Raw genomic sequence first — 13,531 nt, 5'->3', positions numbered from 1 at the left:
GTCTTATGCCCCGGGTATTATGCCATAATGCACTACTTCATTGACGGCTCCATTTCTTGTAGTGCCATCTACTATCCATAAATTGCCTTTATTATTTAAACCAAACTTTACATTGACATATTCACATACTTTAATCGTATCAGCACAATCAATGATTTTTCCATAGGAGGTTTTACCATCGCCCAAGGTGCAAATGAACTTGACTAATGGTTCTCCTGTAGCTAATGCGGCCCATTGCCGCCCCCCTATTGTATGATTGTATCGAGTTGTATATTGGCTATCTTCATCACGCATTTGATACAAACTTACAGTTTGCGGCGATTTATTAAAGAAGAAATATAAAGATTGCAAAGCACCTTCTTTACCTGGGAAAAGAGACAAAACCTTTAAACTTTCCTTATATCCCACAGGCTTGCATCCTATAGGAAATCGGGCTTCTTCCTTTTCTGCCTTTTCCGCTTTAGTTTGCACATCCTTAGGATCATTCTTTTTTGGTTTAGCTGCTTCAAGATGTGCAGATATTAGCCCTAAACAAACCATCAATGAAATTGAAGTGATTTTTTTTATTGTATTCATCATATTCTCACTCACTGTCATTTATTGGACGTACAATTACTGTTGTACCCATGAAATTATTTCGTTCACTGGATAATTCAACAAAGCTCAAATTTAACCATTTAGCATCTTGGATAAACATCCGTACGCATCCATGACTTGCTCTGACCCCTGGAATGTCGTCAGAACCATGTAAAGCGAACCCTTTATGAAAAAACATGCAGAAAGGCATCTTTGCGCCCCCTTTACCAATAGGGAATACATCAGAGACACACTTCTCATTTTCTTTACTAAAAACTCGATAAATTCCCGTCAAAGTGCGGCAAGAACGATTGGAATCAGAACATCGATCTCTTCCTGATGAAATTGGCCCCCATCTCACCAAATTACCCGCAGCATCATAAGCGGCAAAAGCCAGCTTATCTTGATCCACTATAATTTGTTTTTGATGTTCTGGGATTTTTAATGGAAAAGGAGCTACGTCAAAAACAGTGAGATAGGCCAGATTTTTTGGAACAGCAATAATCTTACCAGTCCATAAAGGGTTATAAGTTCGATTGACTCTTTGTACGATATCTCGTTGATTTTCATCCGGAAATAAAGTCTCCCAACTTTGCCCCGACTCTACTTTAATACAATCGTATTGTGGGTAACCACATAATCCTGTGCCATAAAAATTACCGGCATTCGCTATGGCAGCCATGAGCATCATCAATGCAGCTGAAAGTAATTTATACATATGCCCCCCTCTCATCTTACTTTTTATTTTTACATGCAAGATTTGTGCTTAAATATCAATTTATTTTAATTATTATTCGAGCATATCTAAACTAAGTTTAGTACGAATATTAGAATTTTTGCCAGGGTTATAAATAATATTCTAGTTTGCTAATAAGAAGCCCTACGTCCAGCAAGGCGGAGACTGGTTTTTTGCACACAGAATGAAGCAGCAGTATTACCGGGTTTTACTCCCTGCCCCAGCATAATGTCTGGATTCCTTATGACGATACGTTTTCACCATGAAAAAATTGAAAAATGCGCTTTGCCAAATATTCACTAATACCTGATACTTTGGCAATTTCTTCTACTGGGGCTTTCGCAAGCTCACGTATTCCACCAAAACGATGAAGTAATGCTTGCCTGCGCTTTGCTCCTACTCCTTCAATCTCTTCAAGAGTTGATTCCAATCTTTTTTTCTGTCTTTTCTTACGATGCGCAGTAATGGCAAAGCGATGAGCTTCATTACGAATATGTTGTAACAGATGTAGGGCTTTAGAGTCATCGGGTAAGCTCAACTCATATTCTTCATGCACTAAGATTAACTTTTCCCATCCCGCTTTTCGAGAAGGCCCTTTAGCCACACCAAGCAAGCTCACCTTAGAGATACCTAAAGACATCAATACTTTCTGGGCTACAGCTACTTGTCCTTTACCTCCATCAATAATTAATACATCGGGTAAGGATTGGGTTTCGACCAAGCGCCTAAAGCGACGAGTAAGTGCCTGTTCCATTGCGGCATAATCATCTCCAGGGGTAATACCCTCTATGTTAAAACGTCGATACTCATTAGGACAAGGGCCTTCATGATCAAACACAACACACGATGCAACAGCGGCTTCACCTTGAGTATGACTGATGTCAAAACATTCCATTCGCTCAATCGGTTTTTCCAGTCCCAAAAACTGTTCTAACTCATGGAAACGAGATCTCATTGTAGAATGTTTCGTCACATATTCAGCTACTGAGACCCGCAAATTATTCAATGCAAAATCCATCCAGCGAGATTTTATACCGCGAGGGTTCACTTGCAGTTTACACAATTTGCCACGTTGTTGTGATAATGCTTCTTGTAATGACTGATGATCTATTAAGTTACGATTCGTAATAATTAAAGCGGGGATTTTCTCCGGGGCATCCAAATAATAGAATCCAATAAATGCATCAAAGGTTTGTTGCCATAAATCATCCATGCTAAGTTCATCTTCCAAACTTTTTTGCGGTACAGAAGGAAAATAACTACGGCTTGCCAATACTTGACCTTCACGAATTGTCACACACTGGACACAAGCAAACCCTGGACTAACCTCAATCGCAATAGCGTCTGCATCTCCACGTAATTGCAAAATACCTTGTTGCTCTTGCACTAAGCGCAAACTTTTAATTTGATCGCGCAAAAGTGCTGCCTCTTCAAAATTCAATTCACTTACTACTCTATCCATCCGTTTGGCGAGTTCATCAAGAATTAATCGGGACTTTCCTTGCAAAAAACGCATAGCATCATTTACTGAACGCTTGTAATCCTCGGGAGTTATATAGTTGACACAAGGAGCTGTACACCGCTTGATTTGATACTGCAAACACGGTCTTGAGCGTGCATTAAAATAACTGTCTCGACAATTACGAAGTTTAAAAACTTTTTGAATAGTTACTATAGTTTCTTTTACTGCAGCACTGCTGGGATAAGGGCCAAAAAAGTTACCTGAAAGAGGTTTTTTCTTAGAGCGATAGCTTTCAATGCGTGGGAAATCAGGATGATTGGAAAGATGAATGTAAGGATAAGATTTGTCATCTCGTAATAACACATTGTATTTGGGTTTTAATGTTTTAATCAGATTACTTTCCAATAATAAAGCTTCTGTTTCGCTCCGCGTAACGGAAATTTCTATGGAGGCAATTTGACTCACCAAAGAACGTGTTTTAATGCCTGTATTTTGTTTATTAAAATAGCTCGTAACCCGTTTTTTTAGATTGGATGCTTTACCTACGTAAAGAAGATTACCTGTTTCATCCAGCATACGGTAAACACCAGGTTCATTAGGTAACTTAGTGAGGAACAACGCTAATTCAGTAGAAATATTCATGTAATAATAATAGCAACAATTCTAGATACATAAAATCGTATCCTGAGTGCATCACTTATCTATGCGTCTGCTCTCAAATATGGCACCGAAAAGCCACATTTGTCACATCTTAAGTGAAATGGTTCCCCAAAAGCGCAGCATAGATGACTATGTGAGCATTTTCGAGAACCATTTTCACCCAACCTGCACTCAAATCTGGCTTTTCCCCAAGATTTTTAACTTGTGACTAAGGAAGGACTCTGCGTCCAGGATACACTAGGACCTCTAATCCTCTGATGCCAGATCGATGGGATTTTCTATAATTCCGTGTTTTAGAGCCAGATAAGTGAGCTCCACATCATTTTTAATGCCTAATTTTTCAAATGTTCGATAACGATAACCGTTAATTGTTTTTGTGCTTAGGAAAAGTCTATCACTAATTTCCTGAACATTCATGCCGCTGGTAATCATCAACATCACTTGCATTTCACGCTCAGATAACACATCAAAAGGCGAACCTTGTACCTCCTCTAAACTATTAATCGCTACTTTCTGAGCGATTTCGGCACTAAGGTACTTTTCTCCTTTCGCTACTTTACGGATTGCAGCAGCCATTTCTTCGGCACCCGATTCTTTCGTCAGATATCCCATAGCCCCTAATTGCAAAACACGGGTAGGCAACACATCGGAACACATCGCAGTTACAGCGATTACTTTAATATGCGGATTTGATTTTTTCAGGCGACGCGTTACTTCCCACCCATCGATTCCAGGCATTTTCATATCTAAAAGAACTACATCTGGGGAGTATTTTTTTACTAATGCTAGGTTCCGTGAACCAATTTTTTTAATTACTTGAAAAGTAGGCAGTTTTTATAGTGAAATTCGATTGCGATCGTTAACAACACTAATGGAACTGCCTACATGTATAATAATATATCAGAACGAGTCTGGGATACAATTTATTCTTTTCTGCAAGGAGTAAAAGGATTGCACATTAAGAATAATGAGAAGACAAGATGCTTTGTGGAAGGAGTCTGGTATGTATTACGTACAGGCTGTCAATGGCGCCTGCTCCCGCCCTATTACGGACATTGGCGTAAAATTCACAAGCGATATAAAATGTGGTCAGATCGCGGCATTTGGACTGGCTTAATGTCTTCAGTTAGCGATGTTGATGATCAAGCCGTCATGATTGATGCCACCATAGTGCGCGCGCATGCGTGTGCATCTGGTTACGACAAGGAAGGGAATGATGCTCAGGCATTGGGGCGCAGTAAAGGAGGTTTTACCACTAAAATTCACGCTTTGGTGGATGGACTGGGGAATCCGATTAAGTTTATCCTGACCGGGGGACATCGAAACGATATTACTCAAGCAGCAGAGCTATTGAAGGAGCAGCGTGACACGATAGTTCTTGCAGATAAAGGATATGATTCACAGGCACTTGTTGACACACTGGAGAGTCAAGGCTGTATTGCAACCATTCCGTCAAAAAAGAATGCGAAGAACCCAAGAAAAATCGATAAAGAGCAGTACAAAGAGCGGTTTTTAGTTGAAGCTTTTTTCTCCAAAATCAAACACTTTCGGCGTGTTTTTTCTCGTTTTGATAAAACAACGACCGCTTTTTCCGGGTTCTTACATTTGGCCGGAGCGCTTATATGGATGCGCTAGAAAATTGGTTCACGGAACCTAAAGCTTGCTCACCACTTTCTGCATCAGCGACTACCTCTACATCTGACATATCTTCGAGTAATCGTCGAATCCCCATTCGAACCAATGCATGGTCATCAACAATTAGTACTTTAATCAAATAATGCTCCTTGACTTGAAACAGCCAATGAACAAACTAGGTTGCTCGATGTTAACAAGACTAGTTGTTCATTACAATAAATATAGATTAACACGCTCTAATATGGATATTAGGGTTATTTGGATCCACCTTAAAAAATGGTGGAAATTCCCCAAGCTCCCGAGTTCGAGTTAAAAGTTTACCTATATCAGATAAAACAAAATCGTACAAAACCTGGTAATCACTGATTACAAAATAAACTGGTTGCAACATATCGATACGGTAAGGCATACGAAACGCCGCGACTGGCTCAAAAATTACTCTAAGCGGAATATCGCTTTCTACACTATATACCGTTTCACTAATGGAAGACAGTATCCCCCCGCCATAAGCTCGCAGACCTTGTGCACTTTTAATTAATCCAAACTCAACTGTAAACCAAAACATACGTTGTAATAAGGGCCAATCTGACTCAGGGAAAGTTAACACGTTCCTAGCATAATCATAAACAAATTCTGCATACACTTTATCTGTCAACATGGGACAATGACCAAATACCTCATGAAAAATATCAGGCTCTTTTACATAATCCAATTCCTCTTCGTTACGAATAAATGTAGCTACAGGAAAATGTTTTGTTGCCAATAACTCAAAAAATTCTCGAGCAGAAATTAATGCAGCAACCGCAGATACTTGCCAACCAGTCGCTTCTTTAAGTTTTTTATTTAGATGTGGAATCTGCGGAATTCCTTCGGATTTAATACCCAAGGTTTTTAATCCTAATATGAATTCATCACAAGCACGTCCGGGTATTAATTTTATTTGTCTTTCAAATAAAATGTTCCATATTCTGTTTTCTTCTGCAGTATAATTCACAAACCCTTGAGCGTCAGGAACATGCGCTACATAACGGCTTGAAAATTCCATAATTTCTCCTTCACATACAAATAATCGTAAAACTATAGATGGCAAGAGTATATCTTAAAAAAAACCACCTTTTTTAGTTATTAGGCAATTTGAGAATAAATGTCAATAACTATTACAGATTTTTCAAATTATGCTATAAAATCAGCGAATATTGACGCATGGAAAACTGACAATGACGGTAGCCATTTTAGCAACCGGTGATGAAATAGTTCATGGTGATACCCTAAATACTAATGGCCGCGACATCGCTCATGCACTAAGTTCCGAAGGCTTGCCTTTAGGCGTGCATATGTCCTGCAGTGATAAAAAGGTTGATATCATTAATTGTTTACGCTTTCTGACAAAAAAGCATGACATCATCATTATTATTGGGGGACTTGGGCCAACGACTGATGATCTCACCCGTTTTGCCTTATCTCAATTTACTGGGGAGGCATTAGTACAACACTCTGTAGCTTTTGAACATATTAAAAGCCGGCTACGCGATGCAAATCCAGTGCTCAATCCAGGCAACGTACAACAATGCCTCTTCCCCGAGAAAGCTCAGCTCTTACCTAATCCTGTAGGTAGTGCTTTGGGATGTTATTATTCATGGAATAATAGGCATTTTTTTCTGTTACCCGGACCACCTCGTGAGTGCTTGCCGATGTTTAACCAGTATGTAATGCCTATATTACAGCAAACCACTCACAGCCAAAAACAAATACTCAAATGGCGAATTTTTGGTTTGGCAGAAAGTGAAATAGCCCAAAAACTGGAAGATGCGCTCCAGGATATTGATTGCCAAACAGGTTATCGCTGGGAGTCCCCCTATATTGAATTTAAGGTCCGTTGTATTCCCAATCTTGCAGAGAAAATAAAAACCATTGTTGGGCCTCTCTTGGAGCCCCATATTATTAGTGATGTAAATAAAAAAGCGTCTGAGAACCTAAGTGAATTAATTGCACGTATCAATGAACCAATAACCATTATCGATGAAGCAACTGGAGGATTACTGCAATTACTGCTTAGTAACCCCAACATTCATCATTTATTACATTTTACAGATTTGCATAAAAACACGCTGTATTTTCATATACGCGGTTTAGAAGAGTATTGGCAGCAACAACCAATAAAAGGAACAACACAATTAATTATTGACTACAGCAATCACCATGAAGGGCGTGAAACCCATAATATACCCTATCGTTCTGCCTCGGTAGTTGAATATGCTGCGGAATGGCTATGCTTCAGACTCTTTCATCTCATCAATCAATTGCATCAGTGAATAACACAATTGTTGCGTGCCTTCACCACTGATTGCTGAAATTGCAAAGACTTTATCTTTCCAGTTCAAACCATCTACTATAGCTTTTATTCTTTCTTCCCGGCTCGCGGCATCCGGTAACATATCTATTTTGTTCAATACCAACCACCGAGGTTTTTGCAAAAGTTCAGGATTGTATTCTGCTAACTCATGAATAATTACCTTGGCTGATTCAACCGGATCACTATTATCTAAAGGGGCAACATCAATTACATGGAGTAGCACACACGTACGTGAAAGATGTTTTAGAAATCGATGTCCAAGTCCAGCTCCTGTAGAGGCTCCTTCAATAAGACCTGGGATGTCAGCCATCACAAAACTCTTGTGCGAAGAAACGCTAACCACGCCTAAACTCGGATGTAATGTTGTAAAAGGATAATCAGCTACTTTAGCTTTTGAGCTGGAGACCGCGCGAATTAAAGTAGATTTTCCTGCATTAGGCAATCCCAACAGACCTACATCAGCTAAAACGCGTAACTCCAAACGTAAATGCCGTGACTCACCTGGGCTTCCTGGAGAAGTTTGCCTTGGAGAACGGTTCACACTACTTTTATAGCGCGTATTTCCTAAACCATGAAATCCGCCTTGAGCAATCAACACAGGGACACCTGGTTCCTTAATATCACCAAGCAATTCTCCCGTATCCACATCAAAAACCAGAGTACCGACCGGTACTTTTATTGTTAAATCATCACCTTTTTTCCCAGTACAGTTTCCTCCCATACCGGATTGCCCATTACCAGCTTTGTAATGACGCATATAACGAAAATCAACAAGGGTATTTAAATCGGTGCTGGCTTCAAAATAAACGCTTCCCCCATCACCCCCATCGCCACCATCAGGGCCACCTCGTGGTATGAATTTTTCGCGTCTGAAGCTTAGGCAACCATTTCCGCCATGGCCTGCGTCTACTTTTATCACTGCCTCATCAACGAATTTCATGACCAACCTCAAAATAAAAAAAAACCCCGTTACCCGGGGCTAATAACATTGTATTTAGGTATAAAATGTAGCCTGAATTAACGTAATTCTGGAATACATCATAAATAACCAATGCCGCTATGCGGTATTCTGGCTACAGTAACAATTAGCTTGCAGCTTCTTCTTTTTGTTCTGCAACTATTGTTACATATTTACGATTTTTCTCACCCTTGACAACAAATTGTACCAGACCTTCAACCAATGCAAACAAGGTATGATCGCGACCACAACCTACACCAGGCCCTGGATGAAAACGTGTACCACGTTGTCTTACAATTATTTCACCCGCATTAACGAACTGACCGCCAAAACGCTTCACTCCAAGATACTTGGGATTCGAGTCGCGGCCGTTACGAGTACTACCACCTGCTTTCTTATGAGCCATTGCTATCCTCTCTTACTTGCTTATCGCAGTAATTTTAACTTGTGAATAATATTGTCTGTGCCCCATTTGTTTCATGTGGTGCTTACGACGACGAAACTTGATAATTTTAACTTTTTTGTGACGGCCATGATCAAGCACTTCGGCTTTCACTATTGCCTTGGCAACTAATGGGGAGCCGCAAACAATTTTATCGCCATCCGCCAACATTAACACTTCTTTAAATTGTATTTCATTGCCAACATCTTCAGGCAGTAATTCAATTTTTAATACATCACCTTCCTTCACGGTGTATTGCTTACCGCCAGTTTTGATTACCGCATACATAATTTTTCTCCAATTCGCCTGATTGGCTATCACAAATTCATAAAGTCGCATATTCTATGAAATTATGGCTATGACTTCAAGTTCATTTTAAAATATTGTATACTTCGCCACCCTTTCCGGATTTTTTAACTCATCATCCGGTGTTTAATCTGGTCGCGGATTAAACTTAGGGTCTGTTTCCAATTTGCCAGATTGGCTGCAAAGCCTTGTGATCAAGATGGTGTAATAGTAAACAAGCCCTTAAGGAATTTTATATAAATTTTTGGAGTATATAATGTCAAATGTCCTTTTAGAAGCACAAGCAAGAACGGATATGGGGAAAGGTGCGAGCCGCCGCCTACGTCGTCTTGAAAATAAAGTACCTGCTGTAATTTATGGCGGCGATAAAAAGCCAATGTCAATTCATTTTCAACATAATAAAGTAATTAAAGCCTTGGAAACTGAAAGTATCTATTCCAGTGTTTTTGATATTACAATTGATGGCAAAGTTGAACATGTTATTTTGAAGGCATTACAACGTCACCCTTATAAACCAGTTGTAATGCATATGGATTTACAACGCGTTTCTAAAACTGATGTTCTGGTTAAATTAGTGCCGATTCATTTTATCAATGAAGATAAAGCCCCTGGTATTAAAGCGGGCGGTATTATTAACCACACCATGACTCAAGTAGAAATCCGCTGCCAAGCAAAAGATTTACCTGAGTTTATCGCAGTAGATATGTCAGACGTTAAAATGGACGATATTATTCATTTGTCTCACTTAAAATTACCTAAAGGGGTAAAACTTACTGTTGATGTTACCGATGGAAGTCATGATGCTCCTGTTGTAAGCATCCACATGGCTAGAGTAAGTGCAACAGAAGAAGAAGCAACAGAAGCAGCAGAAGTTCCAGCATCAGCTGTACCAACTGTTGACTCTGAGAAAAATGAAGAGTAATCATTCAAATTTGATTGAAAAAATGTAAAACGTAGCCTGGGAAAACGAAGCCTCGGGAATTGAGTGCAAACTTAACCCGGGTTCCTCTTCGCTTCCCAAGGACTACAAAATGCTCCAAAATTATATCCCTATCTAAAAGAGCGATGCCATGGCAATAAAACTTATTATTGGTTTGCGCAACCCAGGATCAGCATACGAACACACTCGCCATAATGCCGGTGGATGGTTAATCGCTGCTCTAGCTCAGCGACACAGTGTCTTTTTTAAACTAGAAAAAAAAATGCAAGCCGAATTGGCGGAGTTGGAGTTAAATCATTATGCAGCTAAATTAGTTTTGCCCACATCTTTTATGAATCATAGTGGCCAACCTACCCGGCTTATCAGTCAATTTTATCGAATTCAACCTCAAGAAATACTGGTTGTACATGATGAATTGGATTTACCCCCAGGACGCATTAAACTTAAAACAGGTGGCGGTCATGGCGGTCATAATGGATTAAGAGATATAATAGCCCAATTAGGTAGCACAGAATTTCACCGTTTACGAATTGGAATTGGTCATCCTGGGCATAGAGATTTAGTTCATCAATTTGTGCTCGGAAGACCCTCGGCACAAGACCGGCAACTCATTTATGATGCAATTGATAGAGGCATAGCAGCAATGCCTTTAGTCTTCTCAGGCGATTTAGCTAGGGCAATGAACCAATTGAACGTTTAGGGACTGCTTACCCCCAATGAAAAAATTCTCGTTGGATTTGCACGCAGTTGATGCGGGTAACAGTTAGTTTAGTTTTAACAATTTAGAGGTACTAGACATGGGATTTAAATGCGGCATTGTGGGCTTGCCCAATGTTGGTAAATCAACTCTATTCAATGCACTCACCAAAGCAGGTATTGAAGCAGCAAACTATCCTTTTTGCACCATTGAACCCATGTAGGGATAGTTACTGTTCCAGATCCTCGTCTCGATGCTTTGAGTGAGATAGTAAACCCCAACAAGTGCTCCCAGCTACCATGCAATTTGTTGATATTGCGGGTATTGTTAAAGGGGCATCCAAAGGTGAAGGTTTGGGTAATCAATTTTTGGCCAATATTCGTGAAACCGATGCCATTGCTCATGTGGTACGTTGCTTTGAAAATACTGATGTGGTTCACGTGGAAGGCCATGTCAAACCGCTAAGTGACATTGAAGTAATTAATACAGAGCTTGCTTTAGCAGATATGGAAACGCTTGAAAAAGCCATACTGAAAGCAGGAAAAAACACGCGTAGCGGTAATAAAGAAGCACTTTTTGAAATGAAGACCCTGGAAAAGATCAAGGCGCATCTTGATGCAGGCCATCCTGTTCGCACGCTTGAATTAAGTGCTGAAGAAGAACCCATTGTACGCCGTCTTTTTTTACTCACTGCCAAACCCGTGCTTTATATTGCGAATGTCGATGACAATGGTTATGAAAACAATCCATTGCTTGATCAAGTGCGTCACTTAGCCATCCAAGAAAAAGCCAGTATCGTTGCTCTATGCGCGGCAACTGAAGCGGAGTTAGTTGAACTGGATGAAGCGGATCGTCAAGAATTCATGGAAGATTTAGGGCTAAGTGAACCCGGATTGCATCGGGTGATTCGTGCAGGTTATGAATTGTTGGGGTTGCAAACTTATTTTACTGCTGGAGTAAAAGAAGTAAGAGCCTGGACCATTCCTAAAGGAGCTACTGCGCCGCAAGCTGCAGGTGTCATTCACACAGATTTTGAAAAAGGATTCATCGCGCGGAAGTCATAGCCTATGATGCATTTATCACTTATAAAGGCGAGCAAGGAGCAAAGAAGCCGGAAAATTGCGCCTGGAAGGTAAAGATTATGTCGTTTGCGACGGAGATGTAATGCATTTTCGATTTAATGTATAAGCTAGGGGCTGCTCGATGAAGACAAAATAATGAGATTTCAGAGCACCAAAATGCAGCATATACGAAGTATGTGAGCATCGCAGCACATAAATCTCATCATTTTGACCATGGGAGTAGAATTGTCAATAGACCCTAAAGTTTAAGCCTACTTTTACTTGACAATTGGCATGCCCAACCTTAGCATTTGTTGATTGAATCGTAGAGGAAAAACAATGGCGATTGACAGTATACGCGCGCTAGTTAGTGACGATTTAAATGCAGTTAATACTTTAATTGTTAATAAAATTGAATCGCAAATTGGCTTAATTGATGACATGTCTCACCATATAATAGAAAGTGGCGGCAAAAGACTACGACCATTGTTGGTTCTTTTAGCAAGTAATGCTTGCGGTTATCAAGGTAATGAGCATATTACTCTGGCTACCATGGTGGAATTTTTTCATACAGCTACATTACTTCACGATGACGTCATTGATGAATCTACTTTAAGAAGAGGACGTCAAACAGCAAATGACATTTGGGGTAGCAAAGCAAGTATTCTAGTTGGTGATTATCTCTTTACCCAATCAATCGAGTTAATTGTTGATTCCGGTAATTCAGAGGTACTTAAGCTTTTCGCCAAAACAGCACTTGAGATCAGCTGTGGGGAAGTCAAACAACTATCGAACCGCCATAACCCTGCATTAACCTTTGATGAGTCCTTTGATGTAATTCGTGCAAAACACTCTTTTATTTGCAGCTGCTGCGTGTATAGGTCCAATGATTTGCCAACTCCTCAAGAAATGCAAGACAGTCTCTATTCCTATGGCCTGCACCCTAGGTAATGCCTTCCAACTCATAGACGATGCTTGGATTATTGCTTCCGATGCCAAAAACTATTGGTAAAAACATAGGAGATGAACTTAGCTGATGGAAAAGCTACATTACCTTTAATTTATGCATTGCAACCACGGCACTGAACTACAAAAGCAACAAATTATGGAAAGCCTTAAAAAAGGCAGTTTGGATTTTTTTACCTGAGATTCTTGTAGCTCTAGAAGAAACAAAAGCAATAGAATATACCAAGAAAATAGCCGCACAAGAAATCGACAGAGCTTTGTCCTCTTTGACAATATTACCCGATTCAAAATATAAAGAAGCGCTTATCAATTTGGCTCAATTCGCTTTGCAAAGAAGTTATTAATTTTTTAGCTTTAAGTAACCTTGATAGAGTACAGGACGCTCTGAAATTTCATTCTACAGGTTCTTTGTAAGGTTACATCAATTAGGTACACATACGGAGTGTAGCTCAGCCTGGTAGAGCACTGCCTTCGGGAGGCAGGGGTCGCAAGTTCGATTCTTGTCACTCCGACCATCAAATAATCCCGTATATTATATTGCAAGATTTATGAAGAAATTCCCTTTATGCTGTTTGATACGGCTGCTGCCTCTGCATCAAAGGGAAGAAAATATGATTTTATTAATTAAAACCTGCCGCTCCTAGGAAGCGCGATGTCACGTACTGAAAAAATAAATTTTGCTGTAGAGACGAAGGTATCGAACAAGGATGAAAAAATCTATTGCTCAAATTTTACTTTA

Annotated in this window: 11 protein-coding genes, 1 tRNA gene and 4 pseudogenes; 7 read left to right on the top strand and 9 right to left on the bottom strand. The window is 39.8% G+C overall.

Annotated features, from left to right (window positions below; genetic code table 11):
• Positions 1-3: 3 nt before the first annotated feature.
• From FOLKNPGA_RS18325 to letA, 4 genes and pseudogenes are all read right to left on the bottom strand, one after another.
• Positions 4-576 carry an endopeptidase IV gene (locus FOLKNPGA_RS18325; protein ID WP_182352875.1) on the bottom strand — a complete coding sequence of 191 codons (573 nt, stop codon included), beginning with the start codon at positions 574-576 and terminating at the stop codon, positions 4-6.
• 7 nt (positions 577-583) lie between these two features.
• Entirely contained in the window at positions 584-1,294 is a 711-nt protein-coding gene (locus tag FOLKNPGA_RS18320; RefSeq protein ID WP_182350480.1) for a L,D-transpeptidase, read from the bottom strand.
• Positions 1,295-1,553: 259 nt separating this feature from the next.
• Positions 1,554-3,416, bottom strand: a complete 1,863-nt coding sequence (uvrC, locus tag FOLKNPGA_RS18315) for an excinuclease ABC subunit UvrC (RefSeq protein ID WP_182350481.1) — start codon at positions 3,414-3,416, stop codon at positions 1,554-1,556.
• A gap of 264 nt (positions 3,417-3,680) precedes the next feature.
• A pseudogene (gene letA / locus FOLKNPGA_RS18310) lies at positions 3,681-4,235 on the bottom strand (two-component system response regulator LetA); the annotation flags it as partial.
• 84 nt (positions 4,236-4,319) lie between these two features.
• Here letA and FOLKNPGA_RS18305 point away from each other — a divergent pair.
• Positions 4,320-5,069, top strand: a complete 750-nt coding sequence (locus FOLKNPGA_RS18305) for an IS5 family transposase (RefSeq protein WP_058441825.1) — start codon at positions 4,320-4,322, stop codon at positions 5,067-5,069.
• Positions 5,070-5,073: 4 nt separating this feature from the next.
• Here the strand turns inward: FOLKNPGA_RS18305 and FOLKNPGA_RS18300 are convergent.
• Both FOLKNPGA_RS18300 and phhA read right to left on the bottom strand, forming a co-directional pair.
• Positions 5,074-5,208 (bottom strand): annotated as a pseudogene (locus FOLKNPGA_RS18300) (response regulator transcription factor); the annotation flags it as partial.
• An 87-nt stretch (positions 5,209-5,295) separates the two neighbouring features.
• Positions 5,296-6,114: a phenylalanine 4-monooxygenase gene (gene phhA, locus FOLKNPGA_RS18295; protein WP_182350483.1), complete on the bottom strand. Its 819-nt coding sequence runs from the start codon at positions 6,112-6,114 to the stop codon at positions 5,296-5,298.
• Between the two features lie 172 nt (positions 6,115-6,286).
• On the opposite strand from phhA, the gene FOLKNPGA_RS18290 reads away from it, so the two are divergent.
• On the top strand, positions 6,287-7,381 hold the full coding sequence (locus FOLKNPGA_RS18290) for a molybdopterin-binding protein (protein WP_182350484.1): 1,095 nt from the start codon (positions 6,287-6,289) through the stop codon (positions 7,379-7,381).
• On the opposite strand, the gene cgtA is transcribed toward FOLKNPGA_RS18290, so the two are convergent.
• The 3 genes from cgtA to rplU all read right to left on the bottom strand — a co-directional run bounded on the left by cgtA (position 7,337) and on the right by rplU (position 9,110).
• Positions 7,337-8,362, bottom strand: coding sequence for an Obg family GTPase CgtA (cgtA, locus tag FOLKNPGA_RS18285; RefSeq protein WP_182350485.1), 1,026 nt, complete (start codon positions 8,360-8,362; stop codon positions 7,337-7,339). The two genes, FOLKNPGA_RS18290 and cgtA, sit on opposite strands and share 45 nt — an antisense overlap.
• Before the next feature lie 145 nt (positions 8,363-8,507).
• Complete coding sequence (gene rpmA, locus FOLKNPGA_RS18280; protein WP_058521330.1) at positions 8,508-8,786, bottom strand: 50S ribosomal protein L27; 279 nt, start codon at positions 8,784-8,786, stop codon at positions 8,508-8,510.
• A 12-nt stretch (positions 8,787-8,798) separates the two neighbouring features.
• The gene (rplU, locus tag FOLKNPGA_RS18275; RefSeq protein ID WP_058521331.1) at positions 8,799-9,110 is read right to left on the bottom strand and encodes a 50S ribosomal protein L21; all 312 of its coding nucleotides are present in this window, start codon (positions 9,108-9,110) and stop codon (positions 8,799-8,801) included.
• Positions 9,111-9,384: 274 nt separating this feature from the next.
• Between rplU and FOLKNPGA_RS18270 the strand changes: the two genes are divergently transcribed.
• The 5 genes and pseudogenes from FOLKNPGA_RS18270 (at position 9,385) to FOLKNPGA_RS18250 (ending at position 13,307) form a co-directional block, all read left to right on the top strand.
• Positions 9,385-10,050, top strand: coding sequence for a 50S ribosomal protein L25/general stress protein Ctc (locus tag FOLKNPGA_RS18270; protein WP_182350486.1), 666 nt, complete (start codon positions 9,385-9,387; stop codon positions 10,048-10,050).
• A 148-nt stretch (positions 10,051-10,198) separates the two neighbouring features.
• Positions 10,199-10,768 carry an aminoacyl-tRNA hydrolase gene (gene pth / locus FOLKNPGA_RS18265; protein ID WP_182350487.1) on the top strand — a complete coding sequence of 190 codons (570 nt, stop codon included), beginning with the start codon at positions 10,199-10,201 and terminating at the stop codon, positions 10,766-10,768.
• Positions 10,769-10,865: 97 nt separating this feature from the next.
• Positions 10,866-11,953 (top strand): annotated as a pseudogene (gene ychF, locus FOLKNPGA_RS18260) (redox-regulated ATPase YchF).
• A gap of 212 nt (positions 11,954-12,165) precedes the next feature.
• Positions 12,166-13,136 (top strand): annotated as a pseudogene (locus FOLKNPGA_RS18255) (polyprenyl synthetase family protein).
• Positions 13,137-13,230: 94 nt separating this feature from the next.
• Positions 13,231-13,307: transfer RNA gene (locus FOLKNPGA_RS18250), tRNA-Pro, on the top strand.
• Positions 13,308-13,531: the final 224 nt, after the last annotated feature.

This window comes from Legionella sp. PC1000 (assembly GCF_014109805.1).
In the GTDB taxonomy this organism is placed as follows: Bacteria; Pseudomonadota; Gammaproteobacteria; order Legionellales; family Legionellaceae; genus Legionella; species Legionella resiliens.
The sequence above is the reverse complement of the archived record's forward strand: the minus strand, read 5'-3'. Positions and strand labels throughout refer to the sequence as shown.

Bases quoted from the DNA above. Each gene is read 5' to 3' on its own strand.
- FOLKNPGA_RS18325 (WP_182352875.1), bottom strand. From the start codon at position 576: ATGAATACAATAAAAAAAATCACTTCAATTTCATTGATGGTTTGTTTA.
- FOLKNPGA_RS18320 (WP_182350480.1), bottom strand. From the start codon at position 1,294: ATGTATAAATTACTTTCAGCTGCATTGATGATGCTCATGGCTGCCATA.
- uvrC (WP_182350481.1), bottom strand. From the start codon at position 3,416: ATGAATATTTCTACTGAATTAGCGTTGTTCCTCACTAAGTTACCTAAT.
- FOLKNPGA_RS18305 (WP_058441825.1), top strand. From the start codon at position 4,320: ATGTATAATAATATATCAGAACGAGTCTGGGATACAATTTATTCTTTT.
- phhA (WP_182350483.1), bottom strand. From the start codon at position 6,114: ATGGAATTTTCAAGCCGTTATGTAGCGCATGTTCCTGACGCTCAAGGG.
- FOLKNPGA_RS18290 (WP_182350484.1), top strand. From the start codon at position 6,287: ATGACGGTAGCCATTTTAGCAACCGGTGATGAAATAGTTCATGGTGAT.
- cgtA (WP_182350485.1), bottom strand. From the start codon at position 8,362: ATGAAATTCGTTGATGAGGCAGTGATAAAAGTAGACGCAGGCCATGGC.
- rpmA (WP_058521330.1), bottom strand. From the start codon at position 8,786: ATGGCTCATAAGAAAGCAGGTGGTAGTACTCGTAACGGCCGCGACTCG.
- rplU (WP_058521331.1), bottom strand. From the start codon at position 9,110: ATGTATGCGGTAATCAAAACTGGCGGTAAGCAATACACCGTGAAGGAA.
- FOLKNPGA_RS18270 (WP_182350486.1), top strand. From the start codon at position 9,385: ATGTCAAATGTCCTTTTAGAAGCACAAGCAAGAACGGATATGGGGAAA.
- pth (WP_182350487.1), top strand. From the start codon at position 10,199: ATGGCAATAAAACTTATTATTGGTTTGCGCAACCCAGGATCAGCATAC.